Raw genomic sequence first — 16,156 nt, 5'->3', positions numbered from 1 at the left:
GCGCCGACGGTCTTGCCGCCTTCACGGATGGCAAAGCGCAGGCCCTCTTCCATGGCGATCGGGTTGATCAGCTTGACGGTGATCGACACGTTGTCGCCCGGCATGACCATTTCCTTGCCTTCTGGCAACTCGATCGCACCGGTCACGTCCGTCGTGCGGAAGTAGAACTGGGGACGGTAGTTGTTGAAGAATGGCGTGTGGCGGCCGCCTTCGTCTTTTGACAGAACGTAGATCTCGCCGGTGAAATGGGTGTGCGGCTTGATGGAGCCGGGCTTGCACAGAACTTGACCGCGCTCGACGTCTTCACGCTTGGTGCCGCGCAGCAGGATACCGACGTTGTCGCCGGCCTGGCCCTGGTCGAGCAGCTTGCGGAACATCTCGACGCCGGTGCAGGTGGTCTTCTGGGTGTCCTTGATACCGACGATCTCGATTTCTTCGCCGACCTTGACGATACCGCGCTCGACACGGCCGGTGACGACGGTGCCGCGGCCGGAGATGGAGAACACGTCTTCGACGGGCATCAGGAAGGCGCCGTCAACTGCGCGCTCTGGCAGGGGAATGTAGGTGTCCAGAGCTTCTGCGAGCTTCATGATGGCTTCTTCGCCGAGGGGACCCTTGTCGCCTTCCATGGCGAGCTTGGCGCTGCCGTGGATGATGGGGGTGCTGTCGCCGGGGAAGTCGTACTTGTCGAGGAGCTCGCGCACTTCCATTTCAACGAGTTCGAGCAGTTCGGCGTCGTCGACCATGTCGCACTTGTTGAGGAACACGATGATGTAGGGCACGCCGACCTGGCGGGCGAGCAGGATGTGCTCGCGGGTCTGGGGCATGGGGCCGTCAGCGGCGGAACACACCAAAATGGCGCCGTCCATCTGGGCTGCGCCGGTGATCATGTTCTTGACATAGTCGGCGTGGCCTGGGCAGTCGACGTGGGCGTAGTGGCGGTTGGCCGTTTCGTACTCGACGTGGGCGGTGTTGATGGTGATGCCGCGTGCTTTTTCTTCAGGTGCTGCGTCGATCTGGTCGTAGCCCTTGGCTTCGCCGCCGAACTTCTGTGCGAGCACGGTGGTGATCGCTGCCGTCAGGGTTGTCTTGCCGTGATCGACGTGGCCAATCGTGCCGACGTTGACGTGCGGCTTGGTCCGCTCAAATTTGCCTTTTGCCATTTAAAACTCCAGTAAAGAACGTGCCCGTGTGAGGTTTAACGTTTGCACTGTGTTGCTTGTTCCATCACCACGGGCAGTGAGGGGCACACAATCGCAGACAGGAAAAAAGTGGTGCCAGCCCCTGGGAGCCGGCACCGGTTTGCAATTTACTTGGCGCGTGAAGCCATGATGGCTTCAGACACATTGCGCGGCGCTTCAGAGTAGTGCTTGAACTCCATGGTGTACGTCGCACGGCCCTGAGACATCGAGCGCAGCGTGGTCGAATAACCGAACATTTCGGACAGCGGCACTTCTGCCTTGATGGCCTTGCCGCCACCAACCATGTCTTCCATGCCCTGCACCATGCCGCGGCGTGAGGACAGATCGCCCATCACGTTACCGGCGTAGTCCTCAGGCGTCTCGACTTCAACAGCCATCATCGGCTCGAGAATCACCGGGCTGGCCTTGCGGCAGCCTTCCTTGAAGCCGAAGATGGCAGCCATCTTGAAGGCCAGTTCGTTCGAGTCAACGTCGTGGTACGAACCGAAATGCAGCGTGACCTTGACATCCACCACCGGATACCCGGCGAGCACGCCGCTGGTCACAGCTTCGTTGATGCCCTTTTCAACCGCAGGGATGTATTCACGGGGAACCACACCGCCCTTGATTGCGTCGATGAACTCTATGCCCTTGCCAGGCTCATTCGGCTCAATCTTGAGCACGACGTGACCGTACTGGCCCTTGCCGCCCGACTGGCGCACAAACTTGCCTTCTGCGTCTTCCACAGTCTTGCGGATGGTTTCGCGATAAGCGACCTGCGGCTTGCCGACGTTGGCTTCAACGCCAAACTCGCGTTTCATGCGGTCAACAATGATTTCCAGATGCAGCTCGCCCATGCCGGCAATCAGGGTCTGGCCGGACTCTTCATCGGTCTTGACGCGGAAAGAAGGATCTTCCTGAGCAAGACGCTGCAGGGCAATGCCCATCTTTTCCTGATCAGCCTTGGTTTTTGGCTCAACGGCCTGCGTAATCACAGGCTCAGGGAACACCATGCGCTCCAGCATGACGATGGCGTCCGGATCACACAGGGTTTCACCCGTGGTCACGTCTTTCAGGCCCACGCATGCAGCGATGTCGCCAGCGCGGATTTCGCTGACTTCTTCGCGGTTGTTGGCGTGCATCTGAACGATACGGCCAATACGCTCTTTCTTGCCCTTGATCGGGTTGTAAACGCTGTCACCCTTTTTCAGGACGCCGGAATAAACGCGCACGAAGGTGAGCTGGCCCACAAACGGGTCAGTCATCAGCTTGAACGCCAGCGCAGAGAATTTCTCTTCGTCATCCGCCTTGCGGGTGACAGGCGCTTCGTCTTCATCCATACCCTTGACAGGTGGAATGTCGATAGGCGACGGCATGAATTCAATCACGGCGTCCAGCATGCGCTGAACACCCTTGTTCTTGAAAGCCGAGCCACAGTACATCGGCTGGATTTCGCTGGCGATGGTACGCGTGCGGATGCCCAGCTTGATTTCTGCTTCGGTCAAATCACCTTCTTCAAGGTATTTGTTCATGAATTCTTCAGACGCTTCGGCAGCAGCCTCAACCATCTTCTCGCGCCACTCCTTGGCGGTCTCGACCAGTTCTGCAGGGATGTCGCTGTAAGTGAACTTCATGCCTTGGGAAGCTTCGTCCCAGATGATGGCCTTCATCTTGAGCAGGTCAACCACGCCGGTGAAGTTTTCTTCAGCGCCGATGGGTATCACCATGGGCACGGGGCTGGCCTTCAGGCGCAGCCTCATCTGCTCGACGACCTTGAAGAAGTTGGCGCCGGTACGGTCCATCTTGTTCACGAAGGCAAGGCGCGGAACCTTGTATTTGTTGGCCTGACGCCAGACGGTTTCAGACTGTGGCTGAACGCCGCCCACAGCACAGTACACCATGCAGGCGCCGTCAAGCACACGCATGGAGCGCTCGACTTCAATCGTGAAGTCAACGTGGCCAGGGGTATCGATGATGTTGATACGGTGCTCCGGCAGGGACGTGTCCATGCCCTTCCAGAAGCAGGTGGTCGCAGCGGAAGTAATCGTGATGCCACGCTCCTGCTCCTGCTCCATCCAGTCCATGGTCGCAGCGCCGTCGTGAACTTCACCAATCTTGTGGTTCACGCCGGTATAAAAGAGAATCCGCTCGGTGGTCGTGGTCTTGCCGGCGTCGATGTGCGCGGAAATACCAATGTTGCGGTAGTTTTGAATGGGGGTTGCGCGGGACATAAATTACTTTCAGTTCGGGGTAACGAACAAGGAAAACAAAGAGACGTTGCTGAAAACATCTTCATGCTTTCTACGCGTCTGCCGGACCGGGCATCACGGATCCCGTGATCGCCCAGCGGCAGAAGTGGGGTTGAAGCACCCGTAATCAAGGCGCCAGCGGCGCGCAAAACCCGGATGAAGCGCACCCCACGTGCGCAGCAAACATGCTTCTTTAAAAAATCAGAAGCGGAAGTGGCTGAACGCCTTGTTGGCTTCTGCCATGCGGTGAACTTCGTCACGCTTTTTCATGGCACCGCCACGGCCTTCGGTGGCTTCCATCAGCTCATTGGCCAGACGGAGGGACATGGACTTCTCGCCGCGCTTCTTGGCGGCTTCTTTCAGCCAGCGCATGGCCAGGGCCATGCGGCGGACAGGGCGAACTTCAACCGGCACCTGGTAGTTTGCACCACCAACACGGCGGGACTTCACTTCAACCATGGGCTTGATGTTGCCGATGGCCATGTGGAAAGCCTCGAGCGGGTCTTTGCCAGGGTTCTTTTTCTCGATAAAGTCGAGCGCGCCATAAATGATGCGCTCTGCGACGGCCTTTTTGCCGCCTTGCATGATCACGTTCATGAACTTGGCGAGATCGACATCGCCAAATTTTGGATCTGGAAGAATTTCACGTTTGGGGACTTCGCGACGACGTGGCATTTTTTCACCTCTTTGCTTCAGTTGGTACCGTCTTTCGACCGCACCGCGAGGGTTATCAAAACCCTCACTTACTCGACCGGTGCAACTATTTGCACTTGGGTCACTTCGTTCAACCTACCTGCCAGGGCGAGTTGAACACCTTGTTTTGACGACGCTGTGACACATCATCTGGCCCGAACCGCGAGGCTCGTGCCGGGCCGGATTATTTGGCCTTTGGCTTCTTCGCACCGTACTTGGAGCGCGACTGCTTGCGGTCTTTCACGCCTTGCAGATCGAGCGAACCACGGACGATGTGGTAACGCACACCAGGCAGATCCTTGACACGACCACCACGAACCAGCACGACGCTGTGTTCCTGGAGATTGTGGCCTTCGCCGCCGATGTAGGAAATGACTTCGAACCCGTTGGTCAGGCGCACTTTGGCGACTTTACGCAGGGCGGAATTTGGTTTTTTAGGCGTCGTGGTGTACACACGGGTGCACACACCGCGGCGCTGCGGAGAGTTCTCCATCGCAGGGCTCTTGGACTTGATCTTTTCGACCTCGCGCCCCTGACGGACTAGCTGATTAATGGTTGGCATTGAAAACGTCCCAAACGTTTGAAACTAACAGATAACGTGAAAACGGAAATCTCTCTGGAAATCCAGAAAAGCCTATGAGTGTAGCAGTTCGGGCCAAATGCCGCAAATCAGGGGTGACGATTCAAACCGCAAAGACCCTGAATGACGTTTTTTGGCTTGAAGCGGGGCTATTTGACCCAGAGCCGGACAGCATCCCAGGCGCGACCCAGGATTCCGGCCTCTTCGACAGCTTCCAGCGCGACCAGCGGCACCTCGGCAACCACCGCAGGGTTATCACCCGCTGTGACTTTCAGGCTGCCGATGCGCTGCCCCCGCGTGAACGGCGCGACCAGCGGGTCTGGCCTGGCCACCTGGGTCTTGAGTTTTCCGCCGGAACCCGCAGGCACTGCCACCACCAGAGGCTGGAACTGGCCCAGCTTGACCACGTTTGACTTGCCCTTCCAGACATTGGGCGACACCACGGCCTGGTTGCCGTCAAACAGCTTGACGGCTTCAAACGCCGTATAGCCCCAGTTCAGCAGTTTCTGAGACTCATTGGCCCGGGCGCTGTCGCTGGCCGTGCCCAGCACAATCGCCACCAGACGGCGGCCGCCGGGCGCGCCACCGGCGCCCAGGTTGGGAAAGTCCCGCTTTGCGGTCGCGATGATGCAATAACCGGCGGCTTCGGTATGGCCGGTTTTCAGCCCGTCAACGCTGGGGTCGCGAAACAGCAGGGTATTGCGGTTGGTGTCATTGGCGGCGGGCGTTCCGGGGTAACGGTATTTCTTGATGGCCGAATAACCCACGTAATCCGGAAAATCAGTCATCAGGCGGGTGGCCAATATGCTGAGGTCGCGGGCGGTGGTCGTGTGGCCGGCCTCCGTCAGGCCTTCCGGGTTTTTGTAACCCGTGGACTTCATGCCCAGCGCTTTGGCCTGCTCGTTCATGAGCTTTACAAAATGCTCGGCACTGCCGCCCACGCCCTCCGCCAGCGCCATGGTCGCGTCGTTGCCGGACTGGACCACCATGCCCTTGATCAGGTCTTCCACCGGCACCTGCATTTTCGGGTCTATGAACATGCGCGAGCCGGGCATCTTCCAGGCGCGCTCGCTGACCGGCAGGGTCTGCTTCAGATCTATCTTTTTGGCCTTGAGCGCGTCAAACACCAGGTATTCGGTCATCAGCTTGGTGAGCGACGCCGGCTCCACCGGTGAATCAATGTCCTTGGCCGCCAGAATCTGGTTGGCGGTGACATCCAGCAACAGGTAGGAGCGTGCGGCGATTTCGGGGGGTTGCGGCGCCTGGGCCTGCACAGCGGAAGAAACAAACAGGGCAGTTGCCAGCAGCAGGCCGGAGAAAGCCTTGTCGGCCTTGATAAAACAGAACATTGATGGGAAATCCGGTAACGCGGGAATTGACAGGGAGGAAAGAGGGAGAAAGGGCAGCAAACAGCAGTCAGACCACCGTCGAAGACAGGTGGCGAACCACCAGATTTTTCAGCAGGGGCAATTGTCCATGAAAGAAGTGGCCGCCCCCGGGAATAACCGTAACAGGAAGTGCTTGCGGCCTGGCCCAGTCCATCACCGCCGACAGGGCCACGGTGTCGTCCTCTTCGCCATGCACAACCAGTGTCTTGAGGTGGGCTTCCGCATCAATCGGTGCTGCGACGCTGCGGCTCACGCTGGTACCTACCAGCACCAGTTTTTCAATCGGCCGTGAAACGCTCAGGCGCCCAAAGGCATGTGTTGTGACAAAGGCACCGAATGAAAAGCCTGCCAGGCAGAGCGGGCCGTCGGGTGCTACGCCTGCAGCCACGGCGAGCAGGTCGTCCAGCTCGCCGCGGCCCTCGTCATGGGTGCCGGCCGTGCCGCCGACACCGCGAAAGTTGAAACGCACGGCCGTCCAGCCGCACTGCGTGAAGGCACGCGCCAGGGTCTGCACGACCTTGTTGTCCATGGTGCCGCCGAACAGCGGGTGAGGGTGCGCAATTACGGCCATGCCTTTGGACGGCGCGCCGCCTGAAGGCCCGTCAATGGCGACTTCAATCGCGCCTGCAGCGCCCTGGACAACGGTTTTCCGGGTCTGGGAATTCATGGGACGTCTGCCAGCCTCAGCGGCCCACGCCCGGTGGCGTCAGCAGGCGCTCCACCACCTTGCCGTTTTTGAGGTGGGACTCGACGATTTCATCGATGTCACTCCCATCCACATAGGTGTACCAGACAGCCTCCGGATAGACAACGGCGATCGGGCCCCCGGCACAGCGGTCCAGGCAGCCCGCCTTGTTCACGCGAACTTTCCCCGGCCCGGAGAGGCCGGCTTTCTTGACGGCTGACTTGCAGCGGTCAAATCCCTCCTGTGCGCGGTGATCGGCACAGCAGTCCTCACCCGGCTTGCGCTGGTTAAGGCAGAAAAATATATGCCGTTCGTAATAGGAGTCTGGGGGAATGGCTGGAGTCATCACCCGATTTTACGTACCGCCTGCTGCGGGCTTCTCGCGGCCCGACAGCCGCGTAAGGACATACAGCAGCGCCGCATAGGGCCATAGCCAGCCCAGCCACTGCGCAATGCCGTGAAAGCGGATAAACCGCCCCTGCTCCCAGGTTTGCAGGGTCTGCGCAAAATAGGCGCTGGCCGGTGCCTGGTTCAGCAGCCCCAGATGGATGGCCAGCGCCAGCAGGGCAAAGGCCGATGCCCCGCGGCGCCCCAGCGGCAGCAGCACAAAGGCCAGCACCAGGGCCATCCAGAGCCCCGCCTGCACAGGCAGGTCAAGCCATGCCCATGCATGGTCTGGCCCGTAACTCAGGGCGGCAGACAGGGCCGATGCCGCGATGCCCAGCGACAGGATCACCAGCGAAAAGACGGCACGCTGCCAGATGGCTCGAATGACCGAATAACCCAGCAGGCAGGGAATCAGCGCACCCAGGGCCACACAGATCAGCTCGGTGCCGGGCACCAGCGGCTGCAGCTCAATCTCGCGTACCGGCAGCCAGACCAGAAAAGGTGTGTCGGTCAACATATCGGCCAGTGCCAGCTCAAGCCGCTCGAACACCTGGCCCAGGCCCATGGGCACGGACGCCGGGAAAAGCAGCGCGAGCGGCCAGAGCATCAACAGCACCAGCGCGCCACGTGCGTCATGTGCAAGCCAGCGGGCGCGAAACCGGCTCCAGCGGTCCACAATACCCAGCTTTTCAAGCGCCCAGGCCACGCAGGCCCCCACCCATGCCCCGGCGATGTTCAGCGCCAGATCAACATTGGAAGGAATACGCCGGGGCAGATAGCTTTGCAGCGATTCCATGCACAGCGACAGCAGCCCCGAGGCCAGCACGGCAACCGTCACAGCCCATGTCACGCGGCGGCTGCGCAGGGCAGACAGCGCCAGCAAAAAACCCAGCGGCATGTAGCCGCCCAGGTTGGCGGCAACGTCAAAACCCGTCCAGTATTTGGGCAGCGGCGCCGTCAGAAAGGCAAACGGTGATATGCCCTGATCACGCCACTCCGTAAAGGGATAGAGGCTGGCGTAGACGACAAGGCAAATCATCGCCAGAGCCAAAGGCCATGCCGAGGTTTTCACACCAGCATTTGGCACACCCCTATCGTTGCTCACTGCGCTTTGCTCCGTGTAGCGCCTTTTCCCCTTGCAGGGGACGACGCATTGCGCCCGGCAAAGCCGGTTCGCTGGCGTCCGCTGGCGAAGAGTGAGGGCTGACTGGATTGCCCATTGCCATTTAGAAAGGTTTGACAACAACCAGAATCACCGCCGCCAGCATCAGAAGCACCGGCACTTCATTAAAGAAGCGGTACCAGCGGTGGCTGCGGGTGTTGCGCCCGGCCTTGAATTTTTTCAGCAGGCTCCAGCAGGCATGGTGGTAGCCCAGCGCCAAAAGTACGACAAAAAGCTTGGCGTGCATCCAGCCCGCGCCCTTGCCAATGCCGTAACCCAGAAAAAGCCAGAGCCCAAACCCCAAGGCAGGCACAGCCAGGATGGTCGTGAAGCGCAGCAGCTTGCGCGCCATCAAAAGCAGGCGCTCTCGCTCGGCAATACTCTGCGCAGGCACCATGGCCAGGTTCACAAAAATGCGCGGCAGGTAAAACAGCCCCGCAAACCAGCTGGCAATAAAAACAATGTGAAGCGATTTGACCCAAAGCATGGGCCTAGTTTATTCGCCAACGATAAAACCAAGTGCAGCTTGCTCCGATGCGAAGCCAGAGCTTTGGGTGGTTTCCAGAAATTTGCGCAGGGGGATGAAGTGCAAGGCGCACGGAGCACAGGACACCGGAATGCACTTGTGTGCATGAGGATTCCGAGCACCGCGCAACGCAGCAATTCGCCCGCTGCGCGAATTTATGGAACCACCCAAAAAAAATGCCCGGATGGCACGAAGCCACCGGGCGCTCAAGCCTCGTTGTTTTGACACGCGAAGGCCCCGCTCAGGGAGGTAAAGCGGGATGCGACTACCGAATTGGTAACCACACATACGAATTTAATCATCCCATCCCCGGTTTGGCAAGTTTTTCTGAGGTGACTAAGTAAAGTTAGCGCAGAAAGCAACACTTTGCATGCTGCGCGCATGCCCTGGCATCTGCGGCGTCAGACCAAATACTCAGTGCCCTGCGCAAAGCTTTGGCACAATTTGCCCATGACCCTCCACGCTTCCAACTTTGCGCCTTTCCCGGCGGGCCGGCCGCGCCGCCTGAGGCGTGATGCCTTTACCCGCAACCTGGTACGTGAAAACGCCCTGACCGCGCATGACCTGATCTACCCGGTATTCGTGCTGGACGGCCAGCGGCGCTGTGAAGCCGTGGCCTCCATGCCCGGCGTTGAACGCCTGAGTCTGGACCTGTTGCTGCCCGTGGCCGAAGAGTGCGTGAAGCTGGGCATACCTGTGATGGCGCTGTTCCCCGTAGTCGATGGCTCGCTCAAGACCTGGGACGGCAAGGAAGCCACCAACCCCGAAGGCCTGGTGCCGCGTGTGGTGCGCGAACTGAAAAAGCGCTTTCCCGAACTGGGCGTGATGACCGACGTGGCGCTGGACCCCTTCACCACGCACGGCCAGGACGGCCTGCCTGATGACAACGGCTACATCATGAACGACGAAACCGTCGAGGTGCTGGTGCAGCAGGCCTTGTGCCAAGCCGAGGCCGGCGTCGACATCGTCGCACCCAGCGACATGATGGACGGCAGGATTGGCGCCATCCGCAAGGCGCTCGAAGCGAAGAAGCTGATCCACACCCGCATCATGGCCTACAGCGCCAAATATGCGAGCGCGTTTTATGGCCCGTTTCGTGATGCTGTTGGCTCCAGCGGCAATCTGGGCAAGGCCGACAAAAAGGTCTACCAGATGGACCCCGGCAACACCGATGAAGCCCTGCGCGAAGTCGCCATGGACATCGCCGAAGGCGCCGACATGGTGATGGTCAAGCCCGGCATGCCTTACCTCGACGTGGTGCGCCGCGTGAAGGACGAATTCAGGGTACCCACCTTCGCCTACCAGGTCAGCGGCGAATACGCGATGCTGAAAGCCGCCGCACAAAACGGCTGGCTGGACCACGACGCGGTGATGATGGAAAGCCTGCTGGCCTTCAAGCGTGCCGGCGCCGATGGTGTGCTGACCTATTTCTCGCTGGATGCTGCACGGCTGCTAAAGCAGCAACAGGCGTAAATAGCGGTATCGCCCCTCCAAACGCCAAAGGCTCACGCGTGCAAATCATTGAATTCACCTCCGACAGCCTGCGTTTTGTCGATGCTGTGCCGGACCAGCCGCCAACAGACGGTTTTGTCTGGATACTGCTGGACCGTGAAGAGTTTGAAGGCGCTCGGCCGCAGTTGCAGGAGGCCGCCCTGCGCCTTGGCGGTTCTACCCTGCTTGACCTGCACTGCCAGGATCTGGCCAGTGCGGTGCACCCTTCGCACTACGACTCGACATCGATTTATGACCTGATCATCTTCAGGCGCCTGGCCACGCAGTTCGAGACACAAAGCGAAGCCGAACATGAAGCCGCCATCGAGACCTACCACGGCCAGGGCGGCAAGGCTCGCATCAAGCCGCGCGGCGGCATGCCGGCGTTCAACCGCATCAGTTCCAAGGCGGTGGGTTTCGCGGTGTTTGACCGCTTTCTGATCAGCGTGCATCCGCATGGCTGTTACGCCGCCAAAAGTTTTATCCAGCGTTTTCTGGCCGATGCGAAATTCAGTGTGGAGACCGCGCGGCAAGACCCCACGCTCTCGCGCAACCGCCTGCCGATCAGCCCGGCAGACCTGGTGCTGCGCATGATCAACGCCATGGTCGACAGCTACCTGGACCTGCGCAAGGACCTGACCAGGCAGCTCGAACACTGGCAGGCCGAGCTGCTGAAACCGGGCACACGTTTTTCAAACTGGGGCGCCCTGATGACCGCGCGCAGCCAGTTGCATGTGCTTGAAGACCTGTGCGACGAGCAGCATGACGCCATGCAGGAATGGCTGGACACGCTGCGCGAGCAGCCGCTGTCGTCCTTCTTGCGGGGGACCATGCCACAGCCGGTGGCTTTCGCCGACGGCACGACTGCCGGCGGCCCGCACGAGCCGGAACGGCGCAATGCCGAGGCCATGCTGGCCGCACAGGGCCAGCGCGACCAGCTGGTGGCCAGGGCGCGCGACGTGATCGAGCACATAGACCGCGTCGTGCATCACGCCAGGCGGCTGGAACAATCCGCAGAGACCGTCGTACAGATCCACTTCAGCGCGCAGAGCAACCGCACCAACGACATCATGCGCACGCTGACCGCGCTGACAGCCATCTTTTTGCCGCTGAACCTGATTACCGGCTTCTTCGGCATGAATTTCGAGTTCATGCCGCTGATCCACCATATCTCGGGTTTCTGGTGGACCTTCAGCTTCATGTTGCTCATCGTTGTGGTGGTCGGCACCGTTTTCTGGCGCAAGCAGTACATCGCGCGCACCCGCCGATAGCCTGATGACAATTCCGGCACGCAGAATCGGTTTGCTGGTGATGGCTGCCATGCTTGCAATACTGGCCGGTTGCGAGGCCATGACGCCTGCCGAATGCGCCACGGCGGACTGGGGCAGGCGCGGCTTTGAAGACGGCAGCAAAGGCCGGGTTGACCGCAGCGCCGATTACTACGAGTCCTGCAGCAAGGCAGGCCAGCGCGTTGAGGTCGCCATCTACCGCGCCGGTCGTGACCAGGGCCTGCTCAACTATTGCCGTCCCGACAACGCCATCAATGAAGGCCTTGCGGGCCGCACGTATGCAGGTGTGTGCCCGCCGCAAATGGACAGCAATTTCCGCGTCTTTCACCAGGCAGCTTACGCCGAGCAGGACGCCCGAAAAACCGTCGCGAGGCTGCAAAGCGAACAGCGCGCCATGGATGCCGAACTGCGCGATTCAAAAACGCCGGATGAACGCCGCGCGCAATTGCGCGAGCTGCTGTCGCGCTCCGACAGGCGCATTGCCGATGCGCGCGACGCCCAGCAGGCGGCGCAGCGCCGCCTGGACCGCCTGCGCAACGACCTGCGCCAGATGCCCAGATGAAGCAGCCACTGGCAACAACCGACATACACATCGGCTGTGCCGGCTGGAATTTACCCAGAGACGCGTGGCCGTCATTCCCTGCGCATGGCAGCCATCTTGAACGTTATGCCGCGAGGCTGAACGCCGCCGAGATCAACTCGTCGTTTTACCGCCCGCACCAGCCCCAAACCTATGCGCGCTGGGCGGAGAGCGTGCCGGCGGATTTCCGCTTTTCGGTCAAGCTGCCGAAAACCATCACTCATGAAAAGCGCCTTCAGGATTGCGAATCCTTGCTGGGCGGATTTCTGGCACAGGTCGCCGGGCTCGGCACCCGTCTGGGCTGCCTGCTGGTTCAGCTGCCGCCCAGCCTGGCCTTTGACGACATGGCAAGCCGCAGTTTTCTTGAAACGCTGCGCATTGCCCATGACGGGCCGGTCGCGCTGGAGGCGCGCCACAAAAGCTGGTTCGGTGAAGAAGTCAGCCAGCATCTGGCGGCGCACCGCGTGGCACGGGTACTCGCCGACCCCGTCAGGTTTGACGCAGGCCGCTGGCCTGGCGGTGACCCGCACCTGGTCTATGTCCGCCTGCACGGTTCGCCGCGCATGTACTACTCGGCCTATTCACAGACAGTGCTTGATGCGCTTGCCATCCGGCTGCAACTTGCGGCGGCGTCTGACGCCGCCGTCTGGTGCATTTTCGACAATACAGCCAGCGGTGCCGCCACAAGCAACGCACTGTATGTGGCGCAGGCCATGGTGAACTGCAACAAGACATCACAAGCAAAAGCAAGCTGAAGGAGAGGACATGAGTGGATTGCCCGGCAGCCAGGCCGCCAGATTCTGTGCCGATGACCTGACCCGCGAGAACGTGCAGTCCATGCGCCGCGTGGAGGAAAACGCGCTGGCCAACCGCAGCCGGACGGACCGGATCGCTGCCTTTGTTGCGGGGTTTTGCGGTTCCATGACCTTCGTCTGGATACATGTGGCCGTGTTCTCGGCCTGGATTGTGTTCAACACCTTTCCCCGGCTGCACCACTTCGACCCCTACCCGTTCACCTTTCTCACGCTGGTGGTGTCGCTGGAAGCAATTTTTCTCTCGTCCTTCATCCTCATCAGCCAGAACTACGAGTTGCGCATCAGCGACAGGCGCAACCAGCTCGATCTGCAGATCAACCTGCTGACCGAACAGGAAAACACCAAGATGCTGCAGTTGCTTGAACGCATAGCCCAAAAGGTCGGCGTGGACGACCCGGGTGATACAGACCTGCGCATCCTGACTGAAGACACCGACCCGGAAAAACTCATCAGCCAGATTGAACAGGCGCAGCGGGCCACCTCGTCTGCCCGGGCGCCGGGCGCTGACGACTAAAAAAAATTGATGTACACGGCAAAAATTTGACGTGTACGTTAAAAAAATAATCAAAAGTTAACTTCCATATTAACTTTTCAGGCTCACCACGTGCTTTTATCCGCCTGAAGCCGCCAAAACAGCCAAAAAAAGGCCGTTTTCAGGCATGAAAATGGCTACAAGCCAATAAATACGTACGTGAGCAGCTACTTATTTAATAGCAAATCGCCTCTCGCGCAGTCTTCAAACCCAGGGCTGCGCCAGTTCTTCCGCCTTGAACACCCGCGCCACCGCCGGCCGCGCCAGTACGCGCTGAAGATAAGGCCCCAGATGAGGAAGGTCGCGGGCCGGCCTTGAGGCAAAGTTGCGGGTCCAGCGGCACAGCATGAGCGCGTAGGCGTCCACCGCCGAAAACCTCCCGCCCACCAGCCACGGCGAAGGGACGGCGGTTTCCAGCCGGGCGAGTTCGGCGTCCAGCTGGTCCAGCAGCACGCCGACTTTCAATTCGGCCTGCGCTTTCAGCTCAGCCGCGCGGGCGGCGTCAGCGTCCTTCACCCAGCGCTCTGAATAGAAATAAACCATCAGCGTGGCCTGCAGCGTGTTGGTCAGCCACATCAGCCATTTGTAAAAGTGGGCACGCTCCGCAGTGCCGATGGCAGGCGCCAGCCCGGCCGCCGGGTGTGTGTCGCACAGGTGCAGGCAGATGGCGGCGCTTTCATACAGAACCAGATCGCCATCGACCAGCACAGGCACGGTGCCGTTGGGATTGAGCTTTTTATAGGCCTCGGTGCGGTGCGCGCCCTGGGCCGTGTCGACCAGTATCTTTTCAAACGGCACCCCCAGCTCTTCGAGCAGGATGTGCGGGGCCATGGCGGCCGTACTGGGCGAATAAAACAACTGGATCATGGCCGGTGCAGGCTCACTTCACATCAAACAGGTTGGCCGCGTTCTCCCAGCCGATCTTGCGCGCCGCATCGGGCGGCAAGTCACCCAGCCAGGCGCGGTAGCCCTTCATCAAATCGTCGTACTGTTGCCAGCGCTGCACCACCCAGGTGTCGGAGCCGATCAAAAACCGGTTCGGGTACTTGAGCAGCAAGGTGCGCCATTCGGGGCAAAGCTTGCCGCCTTCACAGGTCAGGCCGGGCCGGTAAGACAGCTCACCCATCAGTTGCGGGTATTTGGCAAACAGCGCATCGACACGCGACACCGGTGGCCCGCCTATGCCGGTGTGTGCCCAGATGAGGCGCGCATCCGGCGCATGTGCCATCAGCAAATCAATCGCCGTGTCGTCCACATGCGCCAGCACGGCGAGTTTGTTTTTGGCTGCGAATTGCATCAACTTTTTCGCCACCGGCCCGTTGGCATTGGCGCTGTCATACAGATGGAATTCGCCTATGCCCTTGTACGGCCCGGCCTGGCTGCCCGTCACGCCACGCGCAAACTCGGCCTGCACCATGTCGTAAATGGTCTCGTCGCGAAACCAGTTGTCGTAATCGGCTCGGTTGCGGTACAGCCGGATGAACGGCACGACGGTTACGCCCGACTGCTTGCTCAGCTCCGTCGCCGCCAGCGCCTTGGTGCCATCGTTGGGGCGCGAGTTGGCAACAACCGCTTTCACACCATTACGCTGCATGCGCGCCAAAACGTCCGCAGGCGGATTCGGCCCCGAACATGAGGCCCCCACGCTTTTCGCTTCGCGTAATGCGCTGCCCCCCGAGGGGGCTGAACTTGCTTGGGGCGGCCCTGCGCTGCGTTCGCACTTCCACGCCTCTTCGTTGTAGTGCATGTGGGCGTCGAACAGCGGGCCGGTGTAGTCGGCCGCGCTGGCCGCTGCCGCCCACGCAGCCAGCGCAGCAAGGGCAAGCAAACGCAGCGTGCGCATGGGCTGCGCTTACGCCAGATGTTTGGCGAAGAAGGTCAAAGTGCGTTCGCGCGCTTTGGTGGCAGCCTCCTCGTTGTAGGCGCCACGATGGTCGCAGTTGAAGCCGTGGTCGGCGTTGTAGACGTGCACTTCGACTTCAGGGTGCGCCTTGATGAGGGCATTCACGCCTTCCATGGGGGCGGAGTGATCGTGGTCGCTGAGATGCGCCATGACCGGCACCTTGGGTTGGCGTGCGATTTCTTCAGGGGCCACCATGCCGCCGCCGTAGTAAGGCACGGATGCACTCAGGCCGCTGAGTTGCTCGGCGGCTCGCCAGGCCAGCAGGCCACCGAAGCAGAAACCGATGATGCCGACCTTGCCGCCGCTGGCCTTGGCCACGTGGTCTATGGAGGCCTGGATGTCCTGCATGATGCCCGCGCCCGGCAACGCAAGCACGGCGGCTTTCAGTGCAATCCCGGCCTTCATGGTGGCTTCGTTGTAACCGGTGTCCACGCCCTTTTCAACGCGCTCAAAGATCGCTGGCGCGATGGCCAGATAGCCCTGGGCGGCAAAGCGGTCTGTGACCTGCTGGATGTGAGAGTTCACGCCAAAAATTTCCTGCAGCACGACCACGGCAGCCTTGGGCTTGCCTGCGGGTTCGGCCACGTAAGCGGGGAAGGTGAAACCGTCTGCGGCCTTGAGGTCGATGAATTTACCCATGGTGTATTTGCTCCTGATGTGAAAAATATGGATGTCCCTGCGTGCCAGTAAAGTAC

At 60.3% G+C, this 16,156-nt stretch carries 17 protein-coding genes; 5 read left to right on the top strand and 12 right to left on the bottom strand.

Annotated features, from left to right (window positions below; all coding sequences use genetic code 11):
* The 9 genes from tuf to HYX42_RS17945 form a co-directional block, all read right to left on the bottom strand.
* On the bottom strand, window positions 1–1,163 hold a 1,163-nt coding region (gene tuf / locus HYX42_RS17985), incomplete at its 3' end, for an elongation factor Tu (protein ID WP_293405652.1).
* A 146-nt stretch (window positions 1,164–1,309) separates the two neighbouring features.
* Complete coding sequence (gene fusA, locus HYX42_RS17980) at window positions 1,310–3,412, bottom strand: elongation factor G (protein WP_293405650.1); 2,103 nt, start codon at window positions 3,410–3,412, stop codon at window positions 1,310–1,312.
* A 219-nt stretch (window positions 3,413–3,631) separates the two neighbouring features.
* Window positions 3,632–4,105 carry a 30S ribosomal protein S7 gene (gene rpsG / locus HYX42_RS17975; protein WP_011481226.1) on the bottom strand — a complete coding sequence of 158 codons (474 nt, stop codon included), beginning with the start codon at window positions 4,103–4,105 and terminating at the stop codon, window positions 3,632–3,634.
* Window positions 4,106–4,307: 202 nt separating this feature from the next.
* Window positions 4,308–4,685, bottom strand: coding sequence for a 30S ribosomal protein S12 (gene rpsL / locus HYX42_RS17970; RefSeq protein WP_007851137.1), 378 nt, complete (start codon window positions 4,683–4,685; stop codon window positions 4,308–4,310).
* Between the two features lie 167 nt (window positions 4,686–4,852).
* Window positions 4,853–6,052: a D-alanyl-D-alanine carboxypeptidase family protein gene (locus HYX42_RS17965; protein WP_293405627.1), complete on the bottom strand. Its 1,200-nt coding sequence runs from the start codon at window positions 6,050–6,052 to the stop codon at window positions 4,853–4,855.
* A 67-nt stretch (window positions 6,053–6,119) separates the two neighbouring features.
* Entirely contained in the window at window positions 6,120–6,758 is a 639-nt protein-coding gene (locus tag HYX42_RS17960) for an alpha/beta hydrolase (RefSeq protein WP_293405625.1), read from the bottom strand.
* 16 nt (window positions 6,759–6,774) lie between these two features.
* The gene (locus HYX42_RS17955) at window positions 6,775–7,122 is read right to left on the bottom strand and encodes a (2Fe-2S) ferredoxin domain-containing protein (RefSeq protein WP_293405623.1); all 348 of its coding nucleotides are present in this window, start codon (window positions 7,120–7,122) and stop codon (window positions 6,775–6,777) included.
* Between the two features lie 9 nt (window positions 7,123–7,131).
* Window positions 7,132–8,202, bottom strand: a complete 1,071-nt coding sequence (locus HYX42_RS17950; protein WP_293405657.1) for a VanZ family protein — start codon at window positions 8,200–8,202, stop codon at window positions 7,132–7,134.
* A gap of 187 nt (window positions 8,203–8,389) precedes the next feature.
* Window positions 8,390–8,812: a CopD family protein gene (locus tag HYX42_RS17945; RefSeq protein WP_293405621.1), complete on the bottom strand. Its 423-nt coding sequence runs from the start codon at window positions 8,810–8,812 to the stop codon at window positions 8,390–8,392.
* 489 nt (window positions 8,813–9,301) lie between these two features.
* Here HYX42_RS17945 and hemB point away from each other — a divergent pair, with 489 nt between their 5' ends.
* From hemB to HYX42_RS17920, 5 genes are read left to right on the top strand one after another with little or no spacing between them, the layout of a single operon-like run.
* Window positions 9,302–10,324 (top strand): porphobilinogen synthase, encoded by a 1,023-nt coding sequence (gene hemB / locus HYX42_RS17940; RefSeq protein ID WP_293405619.1) that lies wholly within the window; start codon window positions 9,302–9,304, stop codon window positions 10,322–10,324.
* A gap of 38 nt (window positions 10,325–10,362) precedes the next feature.
* Window positions 10,363–11,613, top strand: a complete 1,251-nt coding sequence (locus HYX42_RS17935) for a magnesium transporter CorA family protein (RefSeq protein ID WP_293405617.1) — start codon at window positions 10,363–10,365, stop codon at window positions 11,611–11,613.
* 4 nt (window positions 11,614–11,617) lie between these two features.
* Window positions 11,618–12,193, top strand: coding sequence for a DUF2799 domain-containing protein (locus HYX42_RS17930; RefSeq protein WP_293405616.1), 576 nt, complete (start codon window positions 11,618–11,620; stop codon window positions 12,191–12,193).
* Window positions 12,190–12,966 (top strand): DUF72 domain-containing protein, encoded by a 777-nt coding sequence (locus HYX42_RS17925; protein WP_293405613.1) that lies wholly within the window; start codon window positions 12,190–12,192, stop codon window positions 12,964–12,966. Before HYX42_RS17930 ends, HYX42_RS17925 begins: the two co-directional genes overlap by 4 nt.
* 10 nt (window positions 12,967–12,976) lie before the next feature.
* The gene (locus HYX42_RS17920; protein WP_293405611.1) at window positions 12,977–13,540 is read left to right on the top strand and encodes a DUF1003 domain-containing protein; all 564 of its coding nucleotides are present in this window, start codon (window positions 12,977–12,979) and stop codon (window positions 13,538–13,540) included.
* 222 nt (window positions 13,541–13,762) lie between these two features.
* On the opposite strand, the gene HYX42_RS17915 is transcribed toward HYX42_RS17920, so the two are convergent.
* The 3 genes from HYX42_RS17915 to HYX42_RS17905 are packed head-to-tail and all read right to left on the bottom strand — an operon-like array spanning window position 13,763 to window position 16,100.
* Window positions 13,763–14,425, bottom strand: a complete 663-nt coding sequence (locus HYX42_RS17915) for a glutathione S-transferase family protein (protein ID WP_293405609.1) — start codon at window positions 14,423–14,425, stop codon at window positions 13,763–13,765.
* 13 nt (window positions 14,426–14,438) lie between these two features.
* The gene (locus HYX42_RS17910; protein WP_293405607.1) at window positions 14,439–15,401 is read right to left on the bottom strand and encodes an amidohydrolase family protein; all 963 of its coding nucleotides are present in this window, start codon (window positions 15,399–15,401) and stop codon (window positions 14,439–14,441) included.
* Window positions 15,402–15,410: 9 nt separating this feature from the next.
* Entirely contained in the window at window positions 15,411–16,100 is a 690-nt protein-coding gene (locus tag HYX42_RS17905) for a dienelactone hydrolase family protein (protein ID WP_293405605.1), read from the bottom strand.
* Window positions 16,101–16,156 lie beyond the last annotated feature (56 nt).

Origin of the sequence: Polaromonas sp. (genome assembly GCF_016185115.1) — a bacterium.
Taxonomy (GTDB): domain Bacteria; phylum Pseudomonadota; class Gammaproteobacteria; order Burkholderiales; family Burkholderiaceae_C; genus Polaromonas.
This window is presented reverse-complemented; position numbering and strand designations above follow the sequence as displayed.